The organism is Microbacterium barkeri (assembly GCF_027921765.1).
Classification (GTDB): Bacteria; Actinomycetota; Actinomycetes; order Actinomycetales; family Microbacteriaceae; genus Microbacterium; species Microbacterium barkeri.
In genome coordinates this window covers 1-24912 of sequence record NZ_BSEJ01000013.1, presented here as the reverse complement: position 1 = coordinate 24912, position 24912 = coordinate 1, and the positions used below count along the sequence as shown (strand labels likewise).

29 protein-coding genes are annotated in these 24912 nt (G+C 70.5%); 19 read left to right on the top strand and 10 right to left on the bottom strand.

Going from position 1 to position 24912, the window contains the following annotated elements; translation table 11 throughout:
- The first annotated feature begins 129 nt into the window (after positions 1 to 129).
- Together PKE79_RS12900 and PKE79_RS12895 are read left to right on the top strand one after the other, a co-directional pair.
- Positions 130 to 627 carry a DUF2243 domain-containing protein gene (locus tag PKE79_RS12900; protein ID WP_271174107.1) on the top strand — a complete coding sequence of 166 codons (498 nt, stop codon included), beginning with the start codon at positions 130 to 132 and terminating at the stop codon, positions 625 to 627.
- The gene (locus PKE79_RS12895; protein WP_271174106.1) at positions 624 to 1481 is read left to right on the top strand and encodes a cytochrome c oxidase assembly protein; all 858 of its coding nucleotides are present in this window, start codon (positions 624 to 626) and stop codon (positions 1479 to 1481) included. The genes PKE79_RS12900 and PKE79_RS12895 overlap by 4 nt, the downstream gene beginning before the upstream one ends.
- Here PKE79_RS12895 and PKE79_RS12890 read toward each other — a convergent pair.
- The 3 genes from PKE79_RS12890 to PKE79_RS12880 are packed head-to-tail and all read right to left on the bottom strand — an operon-like array spanning position 1426 to position 4094.
- Positions 1426 to 2562, bottom strand: a complete 1137-nt coding sequence (locus PKE79_RS12890; RefSeq protein WP_271174105.1) for a hypothetical protein — start codon at positions 2560 to 2562, stop codon at positions 1426 to 1428. The two genes, PKE79_RS12895 and PKE79_RS12890, sit on opposite strands and share 56 nt — an antisense overlap.
- Positions 2563 to 2589: 27 nt before the next feature.
- Positions 2590 to 3291 carry a cache domain-containing protein gene (locus tag PKE79_RS12885; RefSeq protein WP_271174104.1) on the bottom strand — a complete coding sequence of 234 codons (702 nt, stop codon included), beginning with the start codon at positions 3289 to 3291 and terminating at the stop codon, positions 2590 to 2592.
- A gap of 20 nt (positions 3292 to 3311) precedes the next feature.
- Positions 3312 to 4094 carry a FadR/GntR family transcriptional regulator gene (locus PKE79_RS12880; protein WP_271174103.1) on the bottom strand — a complete coding sequence of 261 codons (783 nt, stop codon included), beginning with the start codon at positions 4092 to 4094 and terminating at the stop codon, positions 3312 to 3314.
- A gap of 120 nt (positions 4095 to 4214) precedes the next feature.
- On the opposite strand from PKE79_RS12880, the gene PKE79_RS12875 reads away from it, so the two are divergent.
- From PKE79_RS12875 to PKE79_RS12830, 10 genes are all read left to right on the top strand, one after another.
- Positions 4215 to 5288 (top strand): ABC transporter ATP-binding protein, encoded by a 1074-nt coding sequence (locus PKE79_RS12875; protein WP_271174102.1) that lies wholly within the window; start codon positions 4215 to 4217, stop codon positions 5286 to 5288.
- A 54-nt stretch (positions 5289 to 5342) separates the two neighbouring features.
- On the top strand, positions 5343 to 6533 hold the full coding sequence (locus PKE79_RS12870; RefSeq protein ID WP_271174101.1) for an extracellular solute-binding protein: 1191 nt from the start codon (positions 5343 to 5345) through the stop codon (positions 6531 to 6533).
- Between the two features lie 59 nt (positions 6534 to 6592).
- Positions 6593 to 7420 (top strand): ABC transporter permease, encoded by an 828-nt coding sequence (locus tag PKE79_RS12865; RefSeq protein ID WP_271174100.1) that lies wholly within the window; start codon positions 6593 to 6595, stop codon positions 7418 to 7420.
- 7 nt (positions 7421 to 7427) lie between these two features.
- A complete protein-coding gene (locus PKE79_RS12860) occupies positions 7428 to 8237 on the top strand; it encodes an ABC transporter permease (RefSeq protein ID WP_271174099.1) in 810 nt (269 codons plus the stop codon).
- Between the two features lie 138 nt (positions 8238 to 8375).
- Positions 8376 to 9290 (top strand): phosphate/phosphite/phosphonate ABC transporter substrate-binding protein, encoded by a 915-nt coding sequence (gene phnD, locus PKE79_RS12855; RefSeq protein WP_271174098.1) that lies wholly within the window; start codon positions 8376 to 8378, stop codon positions 9288 to 9290.
- The gene (phnC, locus tag PKE79_RS12850; RefSeq protein WP_271174097.1) at positions 9287 to 10111 is read left to right on the top strand and encodes a phosphonate ABC transporter ATP-binding protein; all 825 of its coding nucleotides are present in this window, start codon (positions 9287 to 9289) and stop codon (positions 10109 to 10111) included. Before phnD ends, phnC begins: the two co-directional genes overlap by 4 nt.
- Complete coding sequence (gene phnE, locus PKE79_RS12845; protein ID WP_271174096.1) at positions 10092 to 10970, top strand: phosphonate ABC transporter, permease protein PhnE; 879 nt, start codon at positions 10092 to 10094, stop codon at positions 10968 to 10970. The genes phnC and phnE overlap by 20 nt, the downstream gene beginning before the upstream one ends.
- Positions 10967 to 11731 carry a tyrosine-protein phosphatase gene (locus PKE79_RS12840; RefSeq protein ID WP_271174095.1) on the top strand — a complete coding sequence of 255 codons (765 nt, stop codon included), beginning with the start codon at positions 10967 to 10969 and terminating at the stop codon, positions 11729 to 11731. Before phnE ends, PKE79_RS12840 begins: the two co-directional genes overlap by 4 nt.
- Positions 11728 to 12435, top strand: a complete 708-nt coding sequence (locus PKE79_RS12835) for a TetR/AcrR family transcriptional regulator (RefSeq protein ID WP_271174094.1) — start codon at positions 11728 to 11730, stop codon at positions 12433 to 12435. Before PKE79_RS12840 ends, PKE79_RS12835 begins: the two co-directional genes overlap by 4 nt.
- A complete protein-coding gene (locus PKE79_RS12830) occupies positions 12432 to 13157 on the top strand; it encodes a tyrosine-protein phosphatase (protein WP_271174093.1) in 726 nt (241 codons plus the stop codon). The genes PKE79_RS12835 and PKE79_RS12830 overlap by 4 nt, the downstream gene beginning before the upstream one ends.
- A 180-nt stretch (positions 13158 to 13337) precedes the next feature.
- Here the strand turns inward: PKE79_RS12830 and PKE79_RS12825 are convergent, their stop codons facing one another.
- A complete protein-coding gene (locus PKE79_RS12825) occupies positions 13338 to 14132 on the bottom strand; it encodes a mechanosensitive ion channel family protein (RefSeq protein ID WP_271174092.1) in 795 nt (264 codons plus the stop codon).
- 341 nt (positions 14133 to 14473) lie between these two features.
- On the opposite strand from PKE79_RS12825, the gene rpsF reads away from it, so the two are divergent.
- From rpsF to dnaB, 5 genes are all read left to right on the top strand, one after another.
- Positions 14474 to 14836: a 30S ribosomal protein S6 gene (gene rpsF, locus PKE79_RS12820; RefSeq protein ID WP_271174091.1), complete on the top strand. Its 363-nt coding sequence runs from the start codon at positions 14474 to 14476 to the stop codon at positions 14834 to 14836.
- A gap of 6 nt (positions 14837 to 14842) precedes the next feature.
- Positions 14843 to 15403: a single-stranded DNA-binding protein gene (locus PKE79_RS12815; protein ID WP_271174090.1), complete on the top strand. Its 561-nt coding sequence runs from the start codon at positions 14843 to 14845 to the stop codon at positions 15401 to 15403.
- Between the two features lie 30 nt (positions 15404 to 15433).
- Positions 15434 to 15688: a 30S ribosomal protein S18 gene (rpsR, locus tag PKE79_RS12810; RefSeq protein ID WP_029146075.1), complete on the top strand. Its 255-nt coding sequence runs from the start codon at positions 15434 to 15436 to the stop codon at positions 15686 to 15688.
- A gap of 9 nt (positions 15689 to 15697) precedes the next feature.
- Positions 15698 to 16153 (top strand): 50S ribosomal protein L9, encoded by a 456-nt coding sequence (gene rplI / locus PKE79_RS12805; RefSeq protein ID WP_271174089.1) that lies wholly within the window; start codon positions 15698 to 15700, stop codon positions 16151 to 16153.
- Positions 16154 to 16568: 415 nt separating this feature from the next.
- A complete protein-coding gene (gene dnaB, locus PKE79_RS12800; protein ID WP_271174088.1) occupies positions 16569 to 17951 on the top strand; it encodes a replicative DNA helicase in 1383 nt (460 codons plus the stop codon).
- Between the two features lie 143 nt (positions 17952 to 18094).
- Here the strand turns inward: dnaB and PKE79_RS12795 are convergent, their stop codons facing one another.
- The 4 genes from PKE79_RS12795 to PKE79_RS12780 form a co-directional block, all read right to left on the bottom strand.
- Positions 18095 to 18298, bottom strand: coding sequence for a hypothetical protein (locus tag PKE79_RS12795; RefSeq protein WP_271174087.1), 204 nt, complete (start codon positions 18296 to 18298; stop codon positions 18095 to 18097).
- Between the two features lie 75 nt (positions 18299 to 18373).
- The gene (locus PKE79_RS12790) at positions 18374 to 19258 is read right to left on the bottom strand and encodes a J domain-containing protein (protein WP_271174086.1); all 885 of its coding nucleotides are present in this window, start codon (positions 19256 to 19258) and stop codon (positions 18374 to 18376) included.
- 54 nt (positions 19259 to 19312) lie between these two features.
- Positions 19313 to 20542, bottom strand: coding sequence for an Nramp family divalent metal transporter (locus PKE79_RS12785; protein WP_271174085.1), 1230 nt, complete (start codon positions 20540 to 20542; stop codon positions 19313 to 19315).
- Positions 20543 to 20748: 206 nt separating this feature from the next.
- A complete protein-coding gene (locus PKE79_RS12780) occupies positions 20749 to 21684 on the bottom strand; it encodes a dihydrodipicolinate synthase family protein (RefSeq protein WP_271174084.1) in 936 nt (311 codons plus the stop codon).
- 169 nt (positions 21685 to 21853) lie between these two features.
- On the opposite strand from PKE79_RS12780, the gene PKE79_RS12775 reads away from it, so the two are divergent.
- Positions 21854 to 22855: a LacI family DNA-binding transcriptional regulator gene (locus PKE79_RS12775; protein WP_271174193.1), complete on the top strand. Its 1002-nt coding sequence runs from the start codon at positions 21854 to 21856 to the stop codon at positions 22853 to 22855.
- A gap of 3 nt (positions 22856 to 22858) precedes the next feature.
- On the opposite strand, the gene PKE79_RS12770 is transcribed toward PKE79_RS12775, so the two are convergent.
- Positions 22859 to 23383 (bottom strand): hypothetical protein, encoded by a 525-nt coding sequence (locus PKE79_RS12770; RefSeq protein WP_271174083.1) that lies wholly within the window; start codon positions 23381 to 23383, stop codon positions 22859 to 22861.
- 190 nt (positions 23384 to 23573) lie between these two features.
- Between PKE79_RS12770 and PKE79_RS12765 the strand changes: the two genes are divergently transcribed.
- On the top strand, positions 23574 to 24221 hold the full coding sequence (locus PKE79_RS12765; protein ID WP_271174082.1) for a hypothetical protein: 648 nt from the start codon (positions 23574 to 23576) through the stop codon (positions 24219 to 24221).
- 58 nt (positions 24222 to 24279) lie between these two features.
- On the opposite strand, the gene PKE79_RS12760 is transcribed toward PKE79_RS12765, so the two are convergent.
- A partial coding sequence (locus PKE79_RS12760) for an HNH endonuclease (protein ID WP_271174081.1) occupies positions 24280 to 24912 on the bottom strand: 633 nt, incomplete at its 5' end.

Sequence of the window (24912 nt, the reverse complement as noted above, 5' to 3'; positions counted from 1 at the left end):
TGCGCAGGGCGCTCGGATGGCGCGAGGGGGTTGCGGATGGCTCGGCGCTGTGCGACGCAGCGCGTAGCACGACGGGTCGGCGGATGTCCATGGCTTGGATGGCGACGGCGCACGCGAGAGCGTCGGAGCATGGCCGGATCTCCTGACCCCCGGACCCTGTGGGCCGCGCGCGGCACGTACGCGACGCGCACCGCGTGGGCCGGTGCGCTCTTCGGCATGGGCCTCGTCGCGTTCGTCGACGAGGCCGTGTTCCACCAGATCCTGCACTGGCACCACTTCTACGACCGCGGCACCCCCGCGGCCGGCCTCGTGTCGGATGGGCTCTTCCACGCGTTCAGCTGGTTCGGCACCGTGGCCGGGCTGTTCCTCCTCGCGGATGTCGCGCGCCGCGGGGCGCTCTGGACGCCGCGCTGGGTCGGCGGAGCCCTGCTGGGCGCCGGCGCCTTCCAGCTGTACGACGGCACGATCCAGCACAAGGTGCTCGGGCTCCACCAGATCCGGTACGTGGACGACGTCCTGCCCTACGACATCGCGTGGAACGCGATCGCCGTGCTGCTGCTCGCGGCGGGCCTCGTCCTCGTCGTCCGCACGCGCACGGCCGCCGCGTGGGCGCACGTCGAGCGATGACGCCGACGCCCGACGGCCACGCGCACGCCCACGGAGCGGGAGTCCCGCTCGACGTCGTCGTCCTCGCAGTGGCCGCGCTCGCGGTCGCGTCGTACGCGGCAGGAGCGATCGCCTCGCGGCGCGGCGGGCGGCCGTGGCCCGTGCACCGGATGGTCCTCTGGTGCGTCGGCATCGCGGCCGCGACCGCGCCGGTCGTCGAGCCGCTCGCCTCGACCGTTCACGGCAGCTTCGTCGGACACGCGTGGGGCCATGTCGTTGGCGGCATGCTGGCGCCGATCCTGCTCGTGCTCGCCGCCCCCGTCACCCTCGCTCTCCGCACGCTCCCCGTCACGCCGGCGCGGCGGCTGTCGCGCCTGCTGCGCAGCGCGCCCGTGCGCGTGCTCGCGCACCCCGTGACCGCGGCGCTCCTCTCCTCGGGCGGCCTGTGGCTCATCCATCTCACGCCGCTGCACGAGGCGATGCAGGCGAGCCCGTTCGTGCACCTCGTCGTGCACGCGCACACCGTCGCGGCCGGCTATCTCTTCACGGCCGCGCTGGTCGGCGTCGACCCGAACCCGCACGCGAGCCGATGGACGACGCGCGCGATCGTGCTCGTCCTCGCGATGGCATCGCACGCGGTTCTCGCGAAGCTCCTCTACGCGCATCCCCCGGGTGCGACCTCCGTCGCCGACGAGCGGCTCGGCGCGCTCACGATGTACTACGCGGGCGGGGTCGTCGAGCTCGGACTCGTCGTGCTCCTCTGCGCCCGCTGGTATCGCGAGAGCGGGCGCCGCGTCGCGATCGGCGCGGCCGATCCGCTCAGTCGAGCACGCCCATCACCTGCAGCACGAACTGCAGGATCACGAAGGCGATGATGACGATGCCGAACCACGAGAACCGGCGCTTGAGGCGCCGACCCGGCTCGGCCACTCCGCGCGGCGGAGGCGTGAGGGGCGCGGCCGCCGAGAAGGCGGGCGCCTCGTGGTGCCCCGAGGCGATCGGACGCGGCACCCCCGTGCCCGCTGCGAGCCGCTCGTCACGCCAGCGCCCCCACTGATCGAGCTTGTGGATGAGGGCGGCGACGACCGAGAAGAGCCACGCCCAGGTCGCGGGATCGAGCGTCGAGACCTCGCGCCGCGTGTAGAGGAACAGCCAGTCGTCGACGATCTCGACGTCGAGCTGCCCGGCGTGGTCGAGGAAGCGCGCCATGATGTCGGGCGTGAAGAGGTAGAGCGCGTCGGCCTCGTAGCCCTGCGGGCAGTAGAGCGCGAAGTGCCGGTCGAAGTCGCCCTCGAGCGACAGCCGCTGGTCCTTGTCGAAGCCGACCGGGAGGTTCGAGCCGAAGATCGTGTTGTTGCCCACGGCATCGAGCACGATGTGGGGCAGCGGGGCGTCGAGTCGGATGGCCACGTAGCCCCAGCGATGCGTGGTCTGGTTCTTCCCCGATCCGGTCGTGTACTGGTAGTTCGCGAACTCCGCGAACCGCGGCGCCTCGCCGCGCACGAGGTCGTTCGAGCGGCGGGCGCGACCGAGCCCGAAGATCATGCCGGGGAGGGCGGGGCCGCCGAGTGACGGGAGGTAGCTCATGCCGTTCGCGCGCGCGAAGCGGTCGAGCCGGTACTGGCGCTCGCGGCGCTGCCCCTGGAACGCCCGGACGCCCCAGACGGCCGCGCCGATGACGAGGGCCGCGATGCCGAGCGAGACCCAGAATCCGGCGCCCGAGGCGCCGTCGGCGTCCGCGACCATGAGCAGGATCGACAGGATGAGGCCGCCGAACCCGAGGATCATGACGCCGACGAAGACGATCACGATCACCGCGACGACCGCGCCGGCTCCGGTGCCGCTCGGGAAGCGTCGCGAGAGCTCGTCGGAGAACCGCTTCACGTCAGCGCGGTCGACGGGCTCGGTGAGGGGGCGCGCGTCGAACGGCACGCTCTGCTGCGTCGTTCCGGACATGGCCTTCACGCTACAAGAGCGCGCGGATCACCCCACGATGACGTCGAGCGCGACCTCGCCGCAGGACACGCGAGGCAGCGTCGCGAGGCGGCTCCCGCGCACCGAGTCGCCGGCCCCCGAGCGATGGTCGGTCGACACGACGACCCGGCCGACGCCGTTGACGAGGGTCACCGGGAGCCCCACGTCCTCGAGGCGCGGCGTGAGGTCGCGCTCGATCGAGTCGACGAGCAGGTCGAGCGCGGCCACGCCGGCGAACGCGCCGCGGGAGGCGACGGGCGCCGCGATGGTGACCGTGTACTCGTCGCTGCAGAGGTAGTCGACGTAGGGGCCGGCGACGTGCGGGCGGCCCGTCGCGTGCGGTACGCGGAACCACTCCATCTCGCTGTAGTCGATGCGCTCCTTGCCGAGCGACTGCGCCGCGAGCAGGAGGCGCGACCGGTCGCTGCCCTGCCACCAGGCGAGGTGGCTGCGCGCATCGTCGAGCAGGTCGATCGCCGCCACGTAGCCCGCGCCGTACACGGCGAGGTCGGGCAGTGCCAGCAGCGTCATCGCGTGCGGCTGGACGAGAGCGTCGAGCTCGGACACCGTGAGCGGCGCTGCCGCGCGCACGGCGTCGAGATCCCGCGAGACGGCGGCGGCGGTCTCGACGAGGCTGTCCACGGGCGCGCGGAAGTAGCTCTCGACGATCGACGCGGCACGGTCGACGGCGGTGTCGGTGTCCTGGTGCATGCTGACCTCCTCCTTGAGGTTCACGGGGCGTCGTCTGCGCTCGCGGCGGGTCGCGAGCGCAGCTCGATGAGGGTGTCGATCACGGCCGCCGTCATCTCCTCGACCTCGCGGCCGGCGCCGACGTCGTCGCCGGCCTCGATCGCCGCGACGACGCGCTCGAGGCCAGCGCGGTAGGCATCGCGCGCGGACGCGTCGGCGTCGATGAGCCGCAGGTACGGGGAGAGCTCGGCCTGCAGCTGCATCTGCACGCGGGTCAGCCGCGCCGACTGGCTGAGCGCGACCAGCTCGAGCTGAGCGTCGTCGAGGATGCGGCGCCAGGCCTCGATGTCGGCCGGATCGAGCCGCTCGAGGTGGCGCGCGACGAGGCGCGCCTCGCTGGGGTCGGCGCGCCGTGCGGCGAGACGGACGGCAGCGCCCGTGATCGCGGCGTAGTGGACGCCCATGTCGCGCAGCGCGGTCCGCGTCGCGCGACGGACGGCGTCGCGCGCGTGGGCGAGCGGGTCGGCATCCTCCGCGACGAAGCTGCCGCCGCCGCGGCCGCGCCGCGTCACGACGAGGCCGCGCGAGCGCAGCGAGAGGAGCGCTTCGCGGACGGTGACCGGGGCGACCCCGAAGCTCTTCGCGAGATCGGTCTCGCTCGGCAGGCGCTCGCCCGCGCGCAGGTGCCCGCCGGTGATCGCCTCATCGAGGCGGCGCTCGACGAGCGCGGCGCGCCCCTCGTCGCCGATCGGCTGGAACAGCGCGCCCTGCAGGCGGCGCGGACCCGAGGAGGCGACGGCGTGCGGCGGCGCCTGTGCGGCCATGAGCGGTCCTCCCTCGAGAGCGGTCGTCCCAACGTTATGCCTTCGAGACTTGAAATATGAACTATGGGTTCATATGTTAAACCTCAGCTTCCGTGTTCGACGATGATCCGAGGAGGAGCGATGAGCTCATCGCCCGCTGCCGCACCCGCCCGCCCGCAGTCCGGCGACCCGCACGTGGGTGCTGTCTCGCTCCGCGGTGTCACGAAGACGTTCGGCGAGTTCGACGCCGTGAAGGATCTCGACCTCGACGTCCGCCCGGGCGAGTTCCTCTCGATGCTCGGGCCGTCCGGCTCCGGCAAGACGACCGTCCTGCGCATGATCGCCGGCTTCGAGGACGCGACGTCGGGCGCCATCTCGCTGAACGGCGTCGACGTGACCCGGGTGCCGCCGCACCGACGGCAGGTCAACACGGTCTTCCAGGACTACGCCCTGTTCCCCCATCTCACGATCGAGGAGAACGTGGGGTACGGCCTGCGAGTGCGGGGCGAGGGGAGGGCCGCGCGCCGCGAGCGCGTGGGCTCCGCACTCGAGCAGGTCCGGCTGGCCCACGTCGCGCAGCGCCTCCCGCACCAGCTGTCGGGCGGCCAGCGTCAGCGCATCGCCCTCGCCCGTGCGCTGATCCTGCGCCCGCAGGTGCTCCTGCTCGACGAGCCGCTCGGCGCGCTCGACAAGCAGCTGCGCGAGCAGATGCAGATCGAGCTCAAGCAGATCCAGCGCGAGGTCGGCATCACGTTCATCTTCGTGACGCACGACCAGGAGGAGGCGCTCACCCTGAGCGACCGCGTGGCGGTCTTCAACGGCGGTCGGATCGAGCAGATCGGCACGCCGCGCGAGGTGTACGAGTACCCGCAGACCGAGTTCGTCGCGCGGTTCCTCGGCCTCTCGAATCTGCTGCCCGCAGACGCGGCCGAGCGCATCGCCGGCCGCCGCGAGGCGCTCAGCATCCGGCCCGAGCGCGTGCGGGTGCTCGGGCCGGACGAGCACGCGCGCCCCGGTGAGGTGACGGTCGCGGGCGTCGTGGCGGAGGTCGTCTACACCGGGCCGTCGACCCGGTACCTCGTCGACGTCGAGGGCGGCCTGCAGCTCATCGCCGAGCGCCCCAACGCCCACCATCCGTCCGCGGCCGAGGCCGTCGAGCGCGGCGCTGCCGTGCGCGTCGGCTGGCTCGCCGACCACGCCGCGCGTCTTCCCTGACCGCGGCCATCCGCCGTCCACCCATCACAGAAGAACCGAACGAGGAGCGATCACATGCGATCCAGGATGATGACCGGAGCGGCGCTCGTCGCCGTCTCGCTGCTGGCCGTGACCGGCTGCAGCAGCACGTCGGAGGCCGCGGGCGGCGAGGAGGCCGCCGGCGGGCTCCAGATCGACGTCCCCGATGTGCCGATGCAGGAGGAGCTCGGCGACTACGAGGGCGAGGTGAACATCGTCGCGTGGAGCGGGTTCGTCGAGCCCGCATGGAGCGACGCGTTCACGGAGGAGACCGGCTGCGTCGTGAACCGGCGCGTGGCGGGCACGAGCGATGAGATGGTCCAGCTCATGCGCAGCGGCGACTACGACCTCGTGTCGGCGTCGGGCGACGCGAGCCTGCGCCTCATCGCCGGCGGCGACGTGGCGCCCCTCAACCTCGATCTCATCCCGAACTTCGGAGACGACATCGTCGAGGGCATGAAGGGGCAGGTCTACGACACCATCAACGGGAAGTCGTACGGCGTGCCGATCGGGCGCGGCGCGAACATCCTGCAGTACAACAGCGAGGTCGTCACCGAGGAGCCCACGAGCTGGGACGTCGCCTGGGAGGCCGACAGCCCCTACGCCGGCAAGGTGATCGCGTACGACGCGCCCATCTACATCGCCGACGCGGCGGTGTACCTCATGGCGCACGAGCCCGAGCTCGGCATCACCAACCCGTACGCGCTCGACCAGACCCAGCTCGACGCCGCGATCGAGCTGCTCCAGCAGCAGAACGAGATCGTGTCGGAGTACTGGGCCGATCCGGCCGCGCAGATCACCTCCTTCGTCGGCGGCACGACCGTGCTCGGCACGTCGTGGGAGGTGCTGCGCAAGCTCACCGAGGACGAGAAGTTCAAGAGCGTGCTGCCCGAGGAGGGCTCGACCGGATGGTCGGACGCCTGGATGCTCGCGGCCGAGGCCGAGAACCCCAACTGCGCGTACGCGTGGATGGACTACACCTCGTCGCCCGAGGTGAACGGCGCGATCGCGATGAACTTCGGCATGGCGCCCGCCAACGCCGCCTTCTGCGAGACGAGCGACGAGGCGAAGGAGCACTGCGAGTACTACCACGCGACCGACGAGGAGTACTTCGACAAGGTGTGGTTCTGGACCACGCCGATCGAGCAGTGCGTCGACGGCCGCACGGATGTGACGTGCACGAACTTCCAGCAGTGGACGGACGCCTGGCTCTCCGTCAAGAGCTGACCAGCCCGGCGGGGCGGACCCCAGCCGCCCCGCCGTCTCCTCTTCACGACAGGACGACCATGAAACGGCGACTCCAGCTCGCGGGCCTGCTCGCGCTCCCGATGGCCTGGCTCATCGGCATCTACATCTTCTCGCTCGTCATGCTGCTCGTGACGGCGTTCTGGGTGACCGACCCCTTCACCTCGAAGGTCGAGCCCGGGTTCACCCTGCGCAACTTCGAGCAGCTCGTCGCGAATCCCGCCTACCTCTCGACCGCGCTGCGCACCCTCGCGATCGCCCTCGCGGTCACCGTGCTCTGCATCCTCATCTCGGTGCCGCTGGGCATCTTCATGGCGAAGATCGCGCCGACGTGGCTGCGCGCCGTGCTCGCGGTCGCGATCACGCTCCCGCTGTGGGCGGGCTACCTCGTGAAGATCCTCGCGATGCGCATCACGTTCACGGAGGACGGCTTCTTCAACGCCGTGATGGCGCCGCTCGGGATCACGGGGCCCGGGTTCAGCGTGATCACGGTCGTGCTCACGCTCACCTACCTGTGGCTGCCGTACATGGCCGTGCCCGTCTACACGGCCATCCGCCAGCTGCCTCCGAATCTCTTCGACGCGTCCGCCGACCTCGGCGCGGGCGCGGGCCGCACCATCCGCACGGTCGTGATCCCGCTCGTGAAGCCCGCGATCATCGCCGGCTCGATCTTCACGTTCTCGCTGAGCCTCGGCGACTACATCGCGGCCAAGTTCGTCGGCGGGTCCACGCAGATGATCGGCAGCGTCATCGCCTCGAACATCAACCTCAACCCTCCGATCGCCGCGGCCTTCTCGGTCGTGCCGATCGCCTTCGTCGTCATCTACCTGATCAGCGTGCAGCGCACCGGCGCGCTGCAGCGGATGTGAGGCCGTCATGCTCAGACTCTCCCTCGGCGCGCGGATCGCGCTCGGCGCCATCGTCGCAGGCGTCCTCGCGTTCATGTACGTGCCGCTCCTGCTCGTCGTGCTCAACTCGTTCAACGAGGCGCGCATCGCGAGCTGGCCCATCCGCGGCTTCTCGCTGCAGTGGTGGGGAGCCGCGCTCGCGAGCGAGCCGGTGCGCGCCGCCGTGGGCAACTCGGTCGCGGTCGGGCTCGGCGCGACCGCGATCGCCCTCGTGCTGGGGACCCTCGTCGCCTTCGCGCTGCAGCGCCACGCCTTCTTCGGCAAGCAGACCGTGAACCTGCTCGTCGTGCTGCCGATCGCGCTTCCCGGCGTCGTCACGGGTGTCGCGCTCAACAACACCTACAACCAGCTGCTCGAGCCGATCGGCATCCACGTCGGCTACTTCGGCATGATCATCGCGCACGGCACCTTCTGCATCGTCATGGTGTTCAACAACGTGCTCGCGCGACTGCGGAGGCTGAGCCCCAACGTCGAGGAGGCCTCCGCCGACCTCGGTGCGACGCCGTGGCAGACGTTCCGCATGGTCACGTTCCCGCAGTTCCGCAGCGCGTTCGCCGCGGGCGGCATCCTCGCGTTCGCACTCAGCTTCGACGAGGTCGTCGTCACGATCTTCACGGCGCCCGCCGGCGTCGACACCCTGCCCCTGTGGATCATGAACCAGATGGCCCGGCCGAACGAGGCGAGCGTGGTCAACGTCGTCGCGACGGTCATCATCGTGCTGTCGTTCATCCCCGTGTGGATCTCGCAGCGGCTCGCGAGCGAGCGCGACGGGGTGTGAGGGGGCGGGCGCGCCGTCACGGGATGTTCACCTCGGATTCCCTTCCGGGTACGGCGGTCTCGTAATTCGGCGTCACCTCGACCGGGTTGCCTTTCGATATCGCCCGTCGCGATATCTCCTCCCGAAAGGACACCCGACATGCGCGCCCGCGCCCTCCCCGCCCTCGGCCTCCTCGCCCTCGGAGCCGTCGCCCTCTCCGCGTGCTCGAGCTCGTCATCCGACGATGCCGCGGCCGCCGCGTCCGACGCGCCCATCACCTTCGCCACGACGCCCCTCGGCGACGACCCGACCGCCGAGAACCCCATCGAGGCGTTCGCCGGTCTCGTCGAGGAGGAGACCGGCCGCGCGGTCGAGATCGTCGACGTGCCCGACTACACGGCCGTCGTCGAGGCGATCCGCAACCACCACGTCGACATCGGGTTCATGAGCGGCTTCCCGTCGGCGCTCGCGGTCAACACGGGCGAGGTCGACGCGCTCGTCGCGTGGCCGGGCAGCGACGAACCCGTGTCGACGTGCCTCGTGCTCGACGACTCGCCCCTCCAGTCGCTCGAGGACATCACGCCCGAGACGGTCGTCGCGTTCGCCGACCCCGCATCGAGCTCGGGGTACTTCATGCCCGTCGCGATGCTCGACGCCGCCGACCTCGAGAAGGACGCCGACTACACGGCGATGTTCTCGGGCGGCCACGACATGAGCTTCATCGCCCTCAAGGAGGGCCAGGTCGACGTGGCGTGCACCTCGACGATCTTCCCCACGATGACGGGGACCGACATGTTCCCGTTCGCCGAGGGCGAGACGCGCTCGATCGGCGAGAGCGACTCGATGCCCGTCGCGGTGACCGTGCTCGCCGACCAGGGCATCGCCGACGACAAGCGGGAGCTCCTGCTCGAGGCGCTTCCTAAGGTCTTCGTCGAGGAGAACGCCGAGGCCCTCGGCGCGATGTTCGAGGCGATGCAGGGCACCGAGCCGATCCTCGAGCCCGAGGACGAGCTCTTCGAGCCGTTCGTGGACATCGCCGCGATCGCCGACGTCGACATCTCGGACCTCGGATGAGCCGCGCGGACACGGCCGTCGAGCCGACCACGGCCGAGCTGCGCCAGCGGCTGCCGCTCGTCTCGGTGCGCGGGCTGAAGGTCGCCTACGGAGACGGCCCGCTGGTTCTCGACGGCGTCGACCTCGACCTCTTCCCCGGCGAGATGGTCGCGCTGCTCGGCTCGTCGGGCTCGGGCAAGTCGACGCTCATGAAGAGCCTCACGGGCTTCGCGCCCATCACGGATGGCGCGGTGCGCGTCGGCGGGTACGACATGGCGAACCTGCGTCGCGGACAGCTGCGGCAGGTGCGCGCGTCCGTCGGCCAGGTGTTCCAGCAGTTCAACCTCGTCGGCCGGCTCAGCGTGCTCACGAACGTCCTGACCGGCGCGCTTCACGACGCCGGGCCGCTCAACCTCGTGGGCGGCTTCTCGAGCGCGCACCGGCGTCGCGCGCTCGAGCTGCTCGACCGCGTCGGCATCGCGCACAAGGCGCAGGACGAGGCGCGATCGCTCTCGGGCGGCCAGCAGCAGCGGGTCGCGATCGCGCGCGCCCTCATGCAGGCGCCCAAGGTCATCCTCGCCGACGAGCCGGTGGCATCCCTCGACCCGCGCATGTCGCACCAGGTGCTCGAGCTGCTGCATGAGATCGCCCGCGAGGACGGCATCCCGGTGCTCGTGAGCCTGCACGTCATGCCGCTCGCGCTCGCGCACTCCGACCGCATCGTCGGACTCCGGCACGGCGAGATGCTCGTGTCGGCGCCGACCGCCCAGCTCGACGCGACCGCGCTCGAGCCGATCTACGCGCACGACGAGGAGGAGCAGGATGTCGACGGCATCGCCTGAGCGCACGGCGCGGGCCTCGGGCTCCGCGAGGGCCGCCCGCGACCGCGCCCCGCGGAGCCCGCAGCTGGACCCGCGGGACCGGGAGCGGATGGAGCGGGCCTTCCGCGTGCCGCGCGCCCGGTTCCTGCTCGGGCTGCCCGTTGCGGCCCTCCTCCTCGTGTGGTCGTTCACGGGTGCGGGCTTCGACGTCGGCAAGCTCGGCGAGGGCGCCGTCAACATGGGCGCCTTCCTCTCGCGCCTCTTCCCGCCCACGTGGGACAAGTTCGGCACGATCGCGGAGCTCCTCGTGGAGACCCTGCAGATGGCGATCGTCGGGACCGTGCTCGGCGCCGTGCTGTCGCTCGTCGTCGCGTTCGGCGCCGCGTCGAACATCGCCCCGCGCTGGCTGTACTACCCCACGCGCTGGGTCATGAACGTCATCCGATCGCTGCCCGACCTCGTGTTCGCGCTCATGTTCGTCTCGGCCGTCGGCCTCGGCCCCTTCGCGGGCATCCTCGCGATGACGATCGGCTCGATCGGGTCGATCGGCAAGGTGTTCGCGGAGGCCATGGAGTCGGTCGACCGCGGACCGGTCACCGCGATGCAGGCGGTCGGCGCCTCTCCGCGCCAGGTCGTGCAGTACGGCGTTCTGCCGCAGGCGGCCCCGCTCCTTGTCTCCTACACGCTGCTCCTGTTCGAGGGCAACGTCCGCGGCGCCACGATCCTCGGCATGGTCGGGGCGGGCGGCATCGGCCTCGAGCTCACCACCGCCATGAAGATGTACGACTACGGCCACCTCTCCGCGATCGTCATCTGCATCATCGTGCTCGTCACGGTCATCGACCAGGCGAGCGCCGTCCTCCGAAGGAAGATCACATGACCGTCGTCGACGCCCCCGCCATTGCGCTCTCCGCGCCCGTCAACCTCCGCGACCTCGGCGGCATCCCCGTCGCCGGGGGAGCGGTGCGCGAGGGCTTCGCGATCCGCGCCGACGACCTCTCGATCGTCACCGAGGAGGACGCCGCCCGCCTCGTCGCCGCCGGCCTGCGGGCGGTGGTCGACCTGCGCTCGTCCGACGAGGTGGCGCTCACGGGCCGCGGGCCGTTCGGAGCGCTCGCCGACGTGACCTACCACCACGTGCCGTTCCTCGCGTCGATCGGCGACGGCATCGACGACATCGAGCTCGACCAGTCGTCGTTCGCGGGCATGTACGTGCGGATGTTCGAGGGCGCCGCCGCGCAGATCGTCACGGCGCTCGCGATCATCGCGTACACCCCCGGAACGGTCGCGTTCCACTGCGCCGCCGGGCAGGACCGCACGGGGGTGCTCGCGGCGGCGATCCTGCTGACGCTCGGCGCCGAGCCGGACGACATCGTCGCGGACTACGCCCGCACGGGCGAGAACGCCGCAGCGATCATGCGGCGGATCGCGCCGATCATGCAGCCGCTCATGGCGCGATACGGGCTCGATCTCGATGACGCGGCCCGCGCGGCCGCTCGCGCCGAGTTCTCGCCGGCGCCCATGCGCGGCCTGCTCGGCGCGCTCACGACGCGCCACGGGGATCCGCTCGCTCCGCTCCGCGCTGCCGGCCTCACCGACGCGCTCATCGGCCGTCTGCGCGAGCGCGCGCTCGCCGCATGAGCACGACCGCAGCCTCCGTGCAGGCCGGCGCCGCGCCATCCGCTCGTCGTGCTGAGCGGAGCGGGATCTCGACGGAGGGCGGCGGGACGCCTGCTCGACGGCCCGGACGCCCGCGTGCCGAGGGACACGACGCGCGGATCCTCGCCGCCGCGGTCGAGCTGCTCGAGCGCGGCGAGGAGGTGACCGTCAGCAGGGTCGTCGAGCTGAGCGGCGTCAGCCGCGCCGCGCTCTACCGGCGGTGGCCGAGCATGACTGATCTGCTCGCGGCGGCCCTCGATGTCGGGCGCGAGGCGCCGCGCATCCCGCTGGGCGACGACCTGCTCGCGGCGCTCCTCGCGGCGTACACGACCGGATCGGCGGGGCCGGGCTACACGGAGGAGCGCTTCCGGCTGCGGCTGCGGCTCGCGATGACGGACCGCAAGCTCGCGCAGGCGTACTGGCGCTCGCACGTCGCGCGACGGCGCGGCGGTGTCGCCGCGCTCCTCGCGGAGGGCGTCCGCCGGGGCGAGCTGCGTGACGATCTCGACATCGACGCGTGCATCGACCTCATCAACGGCGTCTTCTACTATCAGTTCGTCGTGCGGGGTGTGAACTTCGACGATCCCGCCGCCGTCGCGCGCTGCGAGAACGCCGTCCGCGTAGCCTGGCGGGGGATGGCCGCAGACCCTCCGGCCGCCGACGCCGCCCACGAGGAGGACGAATGAGCATCCGCGAGATCCCCCGAGGCCTGGTGAACCTCCGCGACGTCGCATCGTCGACCGCGCGCGTGCGGCCGGGCGTGCTTCTGCGCAGCGATGCCCCGCACTCGGGCGACGACGCCCCCGAGGTGGGGGAGTGGCCCCCCGCCGTCGTCGTCGACCTCCGCGACGACGCCGAGAAGAGCGAGGACCATCCGCTGCTCGGCGTGTGCCGGGTCGTGGACCTGCCGCTCCTGGGCGGCCGCGCCACCATGGACGCCGACGAGGAGGACGTCGCGGCGTTCCTGCGCGCGGGGCTGGGCGGGATGTACGCCTCGATGCTCGAGGGCGAGGCCGCGGTGCTCCTTGTGCGCGCGATCGAGGAGATCGCCCGGGCGGATGGCCTCGTGCTCGTCCACTGCACGGCAGGGAAGGACCGGACGGGAGTCACGGTCGCGCTCGCCCTCGCCCTCGTCGGCGTGCCGGACGACGAGATCGTCGCGGACTACGTCCGCACGGCCGAGAACATGCCGCACGTGCACGCCCGCGCGCGGCGCACGGTCGCGGCGCGGACCGCCGGCGCGCAGCTCGCGCTCGACATCCCGAAGGAGATCCTGTCGGCGCCGGCGGCGGCGATGGAGGGGTTCCTCGACGACCTGGCCTCGCGAGGCGGCGCCGAGGCGTGGTTCCTCGCGGCGGGCGGCACTCCCGAGACCGTCGCCGCGCTGCGCCGCCGCCTCCGCGCGTAGCCGCCCGCGGCCATCCGCCGGCGCCGCTGCTGAGCGCGCGGTGCGCGCGCCGGAACCGCCGCTGCTCGCGGTGCGTGCGCCGGGTGTCTCGCTCGCATGCGGATGCCGCGACCCGATCGTCCCCCGATGATCGAGCCGCGGCATCCGTGCCGACGCGACCGAGCGCGCCGGCGGGTCCGCTCAGACGGCGGGCGGCTGCGGCGGCAGCTGCGTGCCCGGCTCGGGCGGAAGGGTCGTCGCCTCGCGACGGGTCGCCGGCGCGGTGCTCGACGGTCCGGGCATCGACGTCGCGGCCGTCGTGTCGGCCTTGCCCAGCTCGCCCTCGACGGCGCCGAGCCACTTCTCCCAGCGCGAGCGCATCGGGGCGATGAGCCCTCCGCCGATGCCGACGATCGCGATGCCGACGATGGCGGCGAGCACGGCGACGAGGATGGGCATGGTCACCGTGACGGCGATGCCGATCTGGTTGAGCGCGGCGATGACGCCCATGGCGATGATCGAGATGACGACGATCTTCGTGAGGATCGACCCGAAGCGGAACCTCGCGAGCGCGGGCCGCATGAGGTCGCCGACGAAGTTCGCGATCGCGGCGACGACGATGACGATCACGACCGCGACGAGCACGCGAGGCAGCCAGCTGATGATCTCGGTGACGATCCCGGACACGGGGTTGTCAGGGCCGAACGCGCCCAGCGCGAGCAGCAGCGCGATGAGGAGCACGAAGTAGTACACGAGCTTGACGACGAGCGTCAGCGGGTCGATGCCCGTCGGCGCGAGCAGCTTCGTGATGCCGGCCTTGTCGAGCAGCCGCTGGAATCCGATCCTCTTGAAGAGGTACTCGAGCGCCTTGGCGATGCTCTTCGCGATGAGCCATCCGATCAGCAGGATGACGAGGAAAACGATGAGCTGCAGGATGAAGCTCCCGACACCGGCGAGCATGTCGCCGATCCCTGCGGTGATTCCGGACCAGTCCATGGTCTGTACCTCCCCCTTCGTCGGCCCGAGCGAGACGATCCCGGACGGGCGTTCTGCCTCCGGTCTAGCGACGGGCCGCGCGCGGCGTCAACGGATGCCGTGGCATCCAGCGGTGTATCGAGCTCCTTCCCCGGGACGAAGAGGCGGGAGTTCGCGGGAGGAAGTGCCCGGGGAGCGCGCCGGCGCAGGAAGGGGGCTTGGGTCTTCGCCCTCGGATCGGGTACGCTATGAAGGTTGTGCGACGGCAGCCCTGTCTGCGATCACGTCCGCACAACGTGCAACACACCCTCCTGGTGCCGGGAAATGCCCGGCATCCGTTCAAGTCCGAAGGAGGTGGGTAAGTGACGCACCAGTACGAACTCATGGTGATCATCCAGCCTGAGGTCGACGAGCGCCAGGTCCCCGCACACCTCGACAAGTTCCTGTCGGTCATCACCGAGCGCGGTGGATCGATCGAGAACGTCGACATCTGGGGCAAGCGCCGTCTGGCATACGAGATCCAGAAGAAGAACGAGGGCATCTACGCCGTCGTCAACTTCACCGCGACGAGCGAGGCGACGGTCGAGCTCGACCGCCAGCTCAAGCTCAACGAGCTGATCATGCGCACCAAGGTGCTGCGCGCCGAGGAGGCCATCGCCCTGGTGGCTGCCGAGGCGAAGCGCGCCGAGGAGAAGGCGGCTCGCAAGACGGCGGCGAAGGCCTAACGCACCATGGCTGGCGAAACCGTCATCACCGTCGTGGGGAACCTCACGGCTGACCCCGAGCTGCGCTACACGCAGAACGGCCTGCCCGTGGCGAACTTCACGATCGCCTCGACGCCGCGCAACTTCGATCGCGCGTCCGGCGAGTGGAAGGACGGCGAAGCCCTGTTCCTCCGTGCCAGCGTGTGGCGCGAGTTCGCCGAGCACGTCGCCGGATCGCTGACGAAGGGCATGCGCGTCATCGCGCAGGGCCGTCTGCGTCAGCGCTCCTACGAGACGAAGGAGGGCGAACGCCGCACCTCCATCGAGCTCGAGGTCGACGAGATCGGCCCCTCGCTGCGCTACGCGACGGCACAGGTGACCCGCGCCGCATCGAGCGGCGGCGGCAACTACGGCGGCGGGAACAACGCCGTCGGCGGGAACTACGGCGGCGGCAGCGCTGGCGGCGGCTACGGCCAGCAGCAGCGCCCGCAGCAGCAGGTCTCGGAGGAGCCCTGGGCGACACCCGGCCAGTCCGGCGCCGATGCATGGAGCACCCCGGGGTCGTTCTCGGACGACACCCCGTTCTGATTCAGAACTCACACTTTCAAAGGACCCAACATGGCTGGAAAGTCGAGCGGCGACCGCCGCAAGCCGCGGAAGGGCGCGAAGAACGCCGCTCCCGCGAAGTCGATCCGGGTCGGCGTCATTGACTACAAGGACGTCGCGACCCTTCGCAAGTTCATCTCGGAGCGCGGCAAGATCCGCGCCCGTCGTATCACCGGTGTCTCGGTGCAGGAGCAGCGTCTGATCGCCCGTGCGATCAAGAACGCGCGCGAGATGGCGCTCCTGCCCTACGCAGGCGCTGGCCGCTAAGGAGCACCCATGTCGAAGCTGATTCTCACGAACGAGGTCGACGGCCTGGGCAGCGCCGGAGACGTGGTCGAGGTCAAGGACGGCTACGCCCGTAACTACCTCATCCCCCAGGGCTTCGCGGTGGCGTGGAGCCGCGGTGGCGAGAAGCAGGTCGCGGACATCCGCGCGGCCCGCGAGGCTCGTGCCATCGCGACGCACGACGACGCCGTCGCCCTGAAGAACACCCTCGAGAACGCCCGCGTGCGCCTGTCGGTCAAGGCCGGCGCCGAGGGTCGTCTGTTCGGCTCGGTCAAGCCGGCCGACATCGCGAACGCGGTGGCGGAGGCCGGTCTTGGCCAGCTGGACAAGCGCACCATCACGGTCCCGTCGCCCATCAAGGCCGTCGGCGACCACGAGGCGCTCGTGCGTCTGCACGACGAGGTGACCGCGGTCATCTCGCTGCAGGTCGTCGCGCTCAAGAAGTAAGTTCTCGCGAACGCCGGAAGCGGCGCGGAGCCATCGGCTCCGCGCCGCTTCGTCGTGTTCGCGACGGGGTCTCCTGGCCGTCATATCGGACTCTCGGAGGCGTCGCTGTACACAGTTCGAACGGCCTACCACAAACCTTCAAGTGCTCCTTTAATCACACATCCATCCACAGGGTGTGTGAAACGGGATACCCAGGTCAGGCGGCGTTTCGGTGGAGAGATCTCCCGGGCGAGTCTCTTCTCTCCACAGGGCGATTCCACACTCTCCACGGCGTTTTGCGCAGGCCCTCCACAGAGTTATCCACAGGCCGCGTTGAAGGTGCCGATGGCTGCCCATAGCCTCGTCAGGGCGGTGTCGGTGGTCGCTGGTGTCATGAAGCAGATCACCCCCGCGGGGGAACGGAAGAGGAGGGCGCGTGTCGATCGCTGAAATCGGGGAGGACCGTCTCGGGGGGCCTCGGGAACGCGACAGGACCCCGCCGCACGACGTCATCGCGGAGCAGAGCACGCTGGGCGGCATGCTCCTGTCGAAGGACGCGGTGGCCGATGTCATCGAGACCCTGCGCGGCCCCGACTTCTACGTGCCGAAGCACGAGGTGATCTTCGAGGCCATCCTCTCGCTCTACTCGCACGGCGAGCCGACCGATGTCGTTGCCGTGACCGACGAGCTCATCAAGACGGGCGACCTCCAGCGCGCGGGCGGGGCCGACTACCTGCACTCGCTGACGTCGATCGTGCCGACGGCCGCGAACGCGGGCTACTACGCGGGCATCGTGTCGGAGCGCGCCCTGCTGCGCCGACTCGTCGACGCGGGCACGAAGATCGCGCAGATGGGCTATCAGGGCCAGGGCGAGGCCGTCGAGCTCGTCAACGCGGCTCAGGCCGAGATCTACAACGTCACGGGCACCGAGCAGACCGAGGACTACGTGCCGCTCACGGTTGCAGTCGACGCGGCCGTCGACGAGATCGAGGCCGCGCGCGGTCGCGACGGCCAGATGACCGGCATCCCGACCGGGTTCAGCGAGCTCGATCAGCTCACGAACGGCCTCCACGGTGGGCAGATGATCATCATTGCGGCGCGACCCGCGATGGGAAAGTCGACCCTCGCCCTCGACTTCGCGCGCGCGGCGGCGATCAAGAACGACATGCCGACGATCTTCTTCTCGCTCGAGATGGGGCGCAGCGAGATCGCGATGCGCCTGCTCAGCGCGGAAGGCGCCATCCCTCTGCAGTCGATGCGAAAGGGCACGCTCGACTCGCGCGACTGGACGACCGTCGCCGCGACGCGCGGACGCATCAACGACGCGCCGCTGTACATCGACGACAGCCCGAACATGACGCTCGTCGAGATCCGCGCGAAGTGCCGGCGGCTCAAGCAGCGTGCCGGGCTCAAGATGGTCATCATCGACTACCTCCAGCTCATGACGAGCGGCAAGAAGGTCGAGTCGCGTCAGCAGGAGGTGTCGGAGTTCTCGCGTGCCCTCAAGCTGCTCGCGAAGGAGATCCAGGTGCCGGTCATCGCGCTGTCGCAGCTGAACCGAGGGCCCGAGCAGCGTCAGGACAAGCGGCCTCAGGTGAGCGACCTGCGCGAGTCGGGCTCGATCGAGCAGGACGCCGACATGGTGATGCTGCTGCACCGTCCGTCGGTGTACGACAAGAACGACAACCCGGGCGGCGCCGAGATCATCGTCGCGAAGCACCGCAACGGCCCGACCGCCAACATCGAGGTCGCGTTCCAGGGCCACTACTCGCGCTTCGCCGACATGGCGCCCGTGAGCGAGTTCGGCGGCGGCGACTGAGGCGAGACCTCCGGTCCGAGGTCAGCCCCGCTCGGCCGAGGGTCTGACGTCGTCGGCGAGGTCGTCCTCGGTCAGGTCGGGCAGCCCGGATCCGTCGCCGCGCCTCCCGCGAATCAGCGGCCGGCCGCTCCTCGCCGGCCATGTCAGGTGCCGGCGTCCGGCCGCCATCCGGAGGGGATGCTGTCGGGCGTCTGCCCCGCGCTCAGACGGTCGATGTGGTACTCGGCCCACGAGACGATCATCCGCTCCGGCGTCGCGTGGTAGAGCTCCGCGAGGGCGTCCAGCGCCCGAGCACGGTCGACGTCGAGCTCGATGAGGAGCCTCCGCGAACGCGATCCGCCGGACACAGCGCCATCGTACCGAGCGCGCGACGGCCCATCCGCGCTTGAGCATGCCCGGGCGCGCGGCGCCGCGGTTCGAGGTCAGACGAACCGGATGGCGCTCTCGAGGCGCGTGCGGACGTCGAACAGCACGTTGCCCCCGACGATCTGCGCGCCGGGGATGCCGGCGCGGAGCACCGCACGCAGCGCGCTGCGGCGGACGGCGGCGACAGGCAGTCCCTTCACGGAGCCCAGCACGACGACCGGGTCGGCGAGATCGTCGTCGGGGAGGACGAACACGGCGCCGCCGAAGCGGACGCGCGCGGCGCGCGAGACCGAGCGGATGCGTGAGAGCAGGTCGGCGACGGGGGTCGCCTCGCCGATGATCTCGCCGCCGCGGAACGCGACCGGGCGGCCGAAGTCCTCGCTCGTCAGACCATAGAGGCCGGTCGGGCTGAGGACGACATGGTCGAGCTTGTCGTCCGCGTCCGCCGTCGTCGCGACGTCGTGCCAGGCCGTGAAGCCCATGCCGAGCTCATCGATCATCGCCGCGGTGTCCTCCTCGGCGAGGGCGTCGGCGAGCATCCGCCGCAGCTCCCACGGCGCCGAGCGGACGAAGGCGGGCGCGTACGGGTCGGCGACCTCTCCGGCCCACTCGGCCGCCATCGCGAGGTAGCGCCTGCGCCGCCAGGCTCCCGCGGCTCCGTGCGAGCGTGTCCGGGGTCGCGTGTCCCGTCGGCCCGTTGTGCGTCGCCCCGCCCACTGCAGCTGCGCGCCGTCATCGCGGTCGTACGCGGCGCGAGCCTCGGGTGTGCCGACGAGCTCCCACGCGCGCTGCACCTGGATGAACGCGGCGGCGTCGCCGCCCGTATCGGGATGGGTGCGCCGCAGCTGCAGGCGATACGCCCGGCGGAGCTCCTCGTCGTCGGCCGAGCGGAGAACGCCGAGCGCCTCGTACGGCGACGCGGAGAGCGGGCTGTTGAACATCGCCGCCCAGGCTATCCCGGGGCGGCGGTCAGCCCGCCCGTCCGTGTCCGACGGTCAGGTCAGGGTGAGGAACAGTCGCACCGAGAGCGCGGCGACCGCCACGAGTCCCAGGACGCCGAAGAGGTTCTGCCACCAGGTGTTGCGCAGGGCGCCCATGAGGGCCGTGCGGTTGGCCATGATCACGATCAGGGCGGCCAGCACGGGAGCGACGAACATCGTGAGCGCCTGCGCGATGACGATGAGCTGGATCGGCGAGGACGGGAAGATCACGGCGACGAGCACCCCGAAGGCGAGGATGCTCCCGCTGATGATCTTCGCGGACCGCGAGCTCGAGGATGCGCCGCGCCCGATCGCGTCAGAGAGCATCGTTCCGCCGGCGGTCGCGTTGGCGATCATCGAGGAGAACGCCGCTCCGAAGAACCCGAGAGCGAACACCGTCGACCCCACGGGCCCGGCGAGCGGCTCGAAGACTCCGGCGAGTGCGACGATCGTCGGCGCCGTCTCGCCCGTCCTCCCGAGCACAGCCGCGGCGACGACGATCACCAGAGCCGTCATGACGCCCGGCGCGATGATGCCGGGGATGGTGTCGACGACGGTGACGTCGCGGTAGTCGCCTTCCGTGCGGCCACGCTCCTTCGTGCCGTAGGACGTGTAGAACGCGGCGTTGATCGAGAAGTTCGTGCCGACCAGCGCGATGATGAGCAGCCACGAGCCGTCCGGCACGGCCGGCAGGAGTCCGGCGCCTGCCGCTGCCCAGTCCGGGTTCGAGATGAAGGCGGATGCGACGAAGGCGATCGCCATCAGGGCGACGATGGCGACGAGCACCTTCTCGATGACGCGGTAGACGTTCCGCAGGAGAAGAAGGGCCGCGACGGCGACGGTGCAGATGACCGTCCACATCACCGGGCTCCCGCCGAACAGCATCGACAGCCCGAGCCCTGAGCCTACGGCGTTGCCGACCGAGAAACACAGCGTGATGAGGAAGACCCCGATGCCCGCGAGCACGCCGACCCAGGCGCCCAGGTGCTCTTTGATCGAGGAGATGAGCGAGAGGGGAGAGCGGATGCCGAGCCGCACGCTCATGTCGGTCAGGAAGATCATGAGGATCGTCGAGACGACGATCACCCAGATCAGCCCGTACTGATAGCCGCTGCCTGCCTGGACCGCGGTGGTCAGATTGCCCGGGCCGAACTGCCACGCGCCCGCGACGAACGCCGGACCGATCAGCGCGAGCTGCTGCCAGAACGTGCGGCGGGTGCGGTGGGCGTCGACGATGCTCTTCATGGTCTCTGTCGAGATGCGACCGTACCCGGTTCCGGGGGTCGGTGCGCTGTGTCGGGCTCTGGTGCGATCGGCCATGAGTCGTTCTCCTTCATCGGAGGGTGCGGTCCGTGCCGCGGAGTCTTCGTTGACTGGTGCGCCGTCGAGTGGCGCGGGTGCACGCTAGCACCGGGGGAGGAGCGGCGACCGGCCGGTCGCCGCTCCCGGCGTCACGCGGGGACGGCGACCTTGCCGAGCCCTGCGGAGGCGAACGCGGCGGCGATCTCGGTGTCCGCGCCGTCGGCGAGCGGGAGCAGCGGCGTCCGGACCGTGGCGTGATCGAGGATCCCGCGGTTCACGAGGCCCCACTTGAGGGCGACGGTGCCCTCCATGTGCGACCCGCGGTGGTAGACGTTCTTGGTCACCGGCAGGAGGCGCTCGTGGATCGCGTGGGCACGCGCGTAGTCCTGCGCCTTGCCGGCCTCGATGAGCTCGACGAGGAGCTCCGGCGCGACGTTCCCGTACCCGACGAGGAGGCCGTCGACATCGAACATGGTGGGGAGCAGGTACTCGTCGTGGCAGGAGAGGATCTGCAGATCGGGGTGCGCGGCGCGCAGTGCCGGGATCTCGGTGTACCAGCGCTTCATGTTGCGGACGCCGTTCTTCGTCGCGAAGACGCCCTCCTGACCGGCGATCTCGAGCTGGGTGTCGAGGTCGTACGTGGCCTTGGTGTTGTCCGGGTACTGGAAGAGGATGAGCGGAAGGCCGCTCGTCTCGTAGATGTCGCGGTAGCGGGTCTGGGGCGCGCCCTTCTGATATCCGAAGCGCAGCCATCCGTGCGACGGGTAGACGAGCCCTGCCGAGGCTCCGGCCTCCACGGCCCGCTTCGCCTCGAGGGCGGCGACCTTGTTGCCCTCGCCCGTGATGCCGGCGACGATCGGGATCGCTCCGTCGACGGAGTCGCGGAAGGCGCGGATGACGTCGAGCTGCTCGTCGATCGTGAGGAAGGTGCCTTCGCCGGCGTGGCCGAGCACGACGAGGCTCTTCACGCCGTCGATCGAGCCGAGCCAGGAGCCGAGCCGCTGGATGGCGGCGAAGTCGATGTCGCCGTCCTCGGTGAACGGGGTGACGGGGGCGGGGCTGAGGCCTCGGAGGTCGAGCGTCATGGCTCTCTCGCTTTCTCTTCTTCGAGTCACGGTGCAATCGTTCGCGGGAACGTTTGCAGGAACGTTTGCAAGTATGGTGAGGGCAGGAACGGATGTCAACCCCCGATCTCCGGAACGTGGCGCGACGACGGATAGGCTCGGGGCGGACGAAGGAGAGCGAGTGGACACGATGGCGGATCGCGGAAGCGTGACGCTCCGCGACGTCGCGGAGGCCGCGGGGGTGAGCGTGTCCACGGTCAGTCGCGTCCTCGACGAGCGCGCTCCGCGCTCCCAGTCGGCCACCGCGGTACGTGTCCGCCAGGTCGCTGACGAACTCGGATACCGCCGCAACGCCTACGCTTCGGGGCTGCGCCGCGGCCAGACCGGGACCATCGGCGTTCTCGTCCCTCGCCTCACGGACACCGTGATGGCGCTGATGTTCGAGGCGCTCGAGCGCGCCGCGAGAGCTCGCGGCTACTTCGCCGTCGTGGCGACCTGCGGCGACGATCCCGAGAGCGAGCGCAGCTCGACCGAGATCCTGCTCGAACGCGGGGTCGACGGTCTCGTGCTCGCGACCGCGCGCCTGGATGACGAACTGCCGGCAGCGCTGCGAGCTAGGGGCATCCGCCATTCCCTCGCGCTGCGGACCGACGGAGTGAGCCCGTCGTCACTGGGTGACGACGATATGGGCGGGTATCTCGCGGTGCGCCACCTCGTCGATCTCGGTCATCGCGACATCGCCATCGTGACCGGCCCGCGCTTCGCATCGAGCGCGAACGGCCGCGTGGAGGGGGCGCGGCGGGCTCTCGCGGAAGCGGGACTCGCGCTCGACGCCGAGCGGGTCGTGTACGCCGGCTACGGGATCGACGAGGGCGTCGAGGCAGGCCGTGCCGTGTTCACGAGCTCCCGGCCGACCGCCGTGTTCGCCGCGAACGACAACCTCGCGATCGGCGTCATGAGGGCCGCCCACCTCGCGGGACGCGTCGTCGGCGACGATCTCTCGCTCGTCGGCTACAACGACATCCCGCTGGCGTCGCGCCTCCCGGTGCCGCTCACGACCGTGCACGTCCCGTTCGACCAGATCGCGGCCGGGGCCATCGATCTGCTCTTCGCCCCGCCCGGCGAGGCGACGATCCGGAAGGTCCTCCCGACGCTCATGCCGCGCGCGTCGACCACGCGAGTGGTCGAGTAGCGCTCAGCGCCGCAGGGCCGCCGGTCGCGGCAAGCCGAGATCCTCGATGAGGTCGCCGAGCGCGCGGTCGAGCTCGGCTCCGCCCTGCGTCACCTTGTTGATCCCGAAGGAGCGCAGGCGCGCGCTCGGCACATCGAAGGTCAGGATGGTGCCGGGCTGCGCGGTCGTGTGCGCCTCGACGCGCACGTGAGCGGAGAGGATCGCGCCGGGGTCGAGGCGGTGCAGTCGCGCGGCGATGCCGTGGTGCGCGATCGTCCAGACGACGCTCCGCGTCGTGCTTCCCGCGTGCTGCAGGAGATCGCTCGGGCGAGAGGTCGCAAGACGCACGAAGCCGCTCGGCGACTCCCACTGCAGGCCGCGGATGAATGCCGCCCAGTCGCCGGAGAGCTGCGCACGGGCATCCGCCTCGGACAGGGAAGGCACCGCGGCTTCGAACGCGTCGACGAGCGCATCGAACTGCGCGTTCGCGGCGAGTCGAATTCGGCGGGCCGTGTACTCGAAGACCGTCTCGTCGACCTCGTAGCTCATGAGACCATCCTCTCGCCGCGTGCACAGGGTCTCGTCCGCCCGCGCGTCGTCCTCGGACCGTCCCTCGGCGCGGTGACGGGGTCGTTCGCCGCTTCACGATGAGGGGATGAGCGCGCTCAGCACCTCCGGGTTCCTGCCCGACCGACCTCCCCTCCATCTTCCGTACGTCGACGAGGAGGAGCGCGACGTCGTGCTCGCGGAGATCACTGATCTGTTCGACGATCTTCCGACCCTCTGTCTCACGGTGGCGCAGAAGCACATCCGGGAGGATCGGCTCGACGCGCCGACGAATGAGCGCGTCTTCGCAGCTCTCGTGGCGCTCGTCGAGACGATGCTCGATGAGGATGGCCCCGAGATCAGCCCAGAGCAACACGGGCAGCTGCTGTTTCTCACTCTCGTTCCGGGCGTCACGTTCGCGGTTGCACTGCAGGTCGCCTTCGGCGTGGCGATGGCGGACGCGAACGTTCCGCGCTTCGCCGAGCTGACGGCGTGCCTCGAGCGAGTGGGACTCGACGCTGACGGCGACGTCGTCCTGCCCCAGCCGCCGCCGACGTTCGCGCCAATCGCAAGGCTCCTCCGCGGTGAGGCTCGGCGCACCATCGACATCGCTCGCGTGCGCCGAGGCATTCAGGTGCTGCGCATGACCGCAGCATTGGCGCCGGCTCTGTTCGATGTGCCGATCTTCTGCGTGCTCGCCTGGTTGCACTGGGCGGGCGGGCGGCGACCGCTCGCGATGGCGTACCTGTCCGCGGCCCAGACGGTCGATCCGGGCAGCCGAATGGTGACGCGACTGTCGGAGCTCTTCATGGTGCGCCTGCCTCTGTGGCTCTGCGAGTAGATGGCCGCGCGGTCGAGCAGCGCTCATGGTGCGCGGTTCACTGTGGATCCCGCGGTTGTCAGCATCTGAGGTGTTGGGTGAGCTTGGTGTGGAGTCTGGTGCGGGAGGTGGGTGCTGGTCGGTGGCGGTGGTGTCGGTCGATCCAGTTGGGGGCGGCGATGTAGGGCACGCCGTGGTGCATGTGGATGTTCCAGCCGGAGGTGTCGAGGTGGTGGTGGTGCCACCAGCAGAGGAGGACGCCGTTGTCGGTTTCGGTGGGGCCTCCTTGGGCGTGGTCTTGGACGTGGTGGATTTCGCACCAGGCGGCGGGGATGGTGCAGCCGGGGATGATGCATCCTCCGTCGCGGGCGACGATCGCTTTGCGCTGGGTGGGGGTGAAGCAGCGTTGGATGCTGCGCAGCTCGAGGATGCGTCCTTCGGGGGTGAAGAGGGCGCGGAGGATGTCTCCGGTGCATCCGATCCGGCGGGCCACGGTGGCGGGGACGGGCGCGTCGACCCCGTCGAGGTGCGCGATGCCGTGCCGCGGGCGGGCGAACGCGGAACCCGGGCCGTGGGCCGCGGTGTCATGCACGCCGTCGCCGTCGCCGGTGGGGTCGGTGTCTGTGGTGGTGAGGTCGTCGGCGGTGATGTGGATCATGACGGTGGGGGCGGCGCCGCCGAGGGTGGGGGTCTCGGCGGCGCGTGAGGCGGC

Bases quoted from the DNA above. Each gene is read 5' to 3' on its own strand.
- PKE79_RS12875 (WP_271174102.1), top strand. From the start codon at position 4,215: ATGAGCTCATCGCCCGCTGCCGCACCCGCCCGCCCGCAGTCCGGCGAC.
- PKE79_RS12840 (WP_271174095.1), top strand. From the start codon at position 10,967: ATGACCGTCGTCGACGCCCCCGCCATTGCGCTCTCCGCGCCCGTCAAC.
- PKE79_RS12900 (WP_271174107.1), top strand. From the start codon at position 130: ATGGCCGGATCTCCTGACCCCCGGACCCTGTGGGCCGCGCGCGGCACG.
- rplI (WP_271174089.1), top strand. From the start codon at position 15,698: ATGTCGAAGCTGATTCTCACGAACGAGGTCGACGGCCTGGGCAGCGCC.
- PKE79_RS12790 (WP_271174086.1), bottom strand. From the start codon at position 19,258: ATGTTCAACAGCCCGCTCTCCGCGTCGCCGTACGAGGCGCTCGGCGTT.
- PKE79_RS12865 (WP_271174100.1), top strand. From the start codon at position 6,593: ATGAAACGGCGACTCCAGCTCGCGGGCCTGCTCGCGCTCCCGATGGCC.
- PKE79_RS12780 (WP_271174084.1), bottom strand. From the start codon at position 21,684: ATGACGCTCGACCTCCGAGGCCTCAGCCCCGCCCCCGTCACCCCGTTC.
- rpsR (WP_029146075.1), top strand. From the start codon at position 15,434: ATGGCTGGAAAGTCGAGCGGCGACCGCCGCAAGCCGCGGAAGGGCGCG.
- PKE79_RS12860 (WP_271174099.1), top strand. From the start codon at position 7,428: ATGCTCAGACTCTCCCTCGGCGCGCGGATCGCGCTCGGCGCCATCGTC.
- PKE79_RS12870 (WP_271174101.1), top strand. From the start codon at position 5,343: ATGCGATCCAGGATGATGACCGGAGCGGCGCTCGTCGCCGTCTCGCTG.
- PKE79_RS12880 (WP_271174103.1), bottom strand. From the start codon at position 4,094: ATGGCCGCACAGGCGCCGCCGCACGCCGTCGCCTCCTCGGGTCCGCGC.
- PKE79_RS12890 (WP_271174105.1), bottom strand. From the start codon at position 2,562: ATGTCCGGAACGACGCAGCAGAGCGTGCCGTTCGACGCGCGCCCCCTC.
- PKE79_RS12895 (WP_271174106.1), top strand. From the start codon at position 624: ATGACGCCGACGCCCGACGGCCACGCGCACGCCCACGGAGCGGGAGTC.
- phnC (WP_271174097.1), top strand. From the start codon at position 9,287: ATGAGCCGCGCGGACACGGCCGTCGAGCCGACCACGGCCGAGCTGCGC.
- PKE79_RS12830 (WP_271174093.1), top strand. From the start codon at position 12,432: ATGAGCATCCGCGAGATCCCCCGAGGCCTGGTGAACCTCCGCGACGTC.
- PKE79_RS12785 (WP_271174085.1), bottom strand. From the start codon at position 20,542: ATGAAGAGCATCGTCGACGCCCACCGCACCCGCCGCACGTTCTGGCAG.
- phnD (WP_271174098.1), top strand. From the start codon at position 8,376: ATGCGCGCCCGCGCCCTCCCCGCCCTCGGCCTCCTCGCCCTCGGAGCC.
- phnE (WP_271174096.1), top strand. From the start codon at position 10,092: ATGTCGACGGCATCGCCTGAGCGCACGGCGCGGGCCTCGGGCTCCGCG.
- PKE79_RS12885 (WP_271174104.1), bottom strand. From the start codon at position 3,291: ATGCACCAGGACACCGACACCGCCGTCGACCGTGCCGCGTCGATCGTC.
- PKE79_RS12815 (WP_271174090.1), top strand. From the start codon at position 14,843: ATGGCTGGCGAAACCGTCATCACCGTCGTGGGGAACCTCACGGCTGAC.
- PKE79_RS12770 (WP_271174083.1), bottom strand. From the start codon at position 23,383: ATGAGCTACGAGGTCGACGAGACGGTCTTCGAGTACACGGCCCGCCGA.
- PKE79_RS12775 (WP_271174193.1), top strand. From the start codon at position 21,854: ATGGCGGATCGCGGAAGCGTGACGCTCCGCGACGTCGCGGAGGCCGCG.
- PKE79_RS12835 (WP_271174094.1), top strand. From the start codon at position 11,728: ATGAGCACGACCGCAGCCTCCGTGCAGGCCGGCGCCGCGCCATCCGCT.
- PKE79_RS12825 (WP_271174092.1), bottom strand. From the start codon at position 14,132: ATGGACTGGTCCGGAATCACCGCAGGGATCGGCGACATGCTCGCCGGT.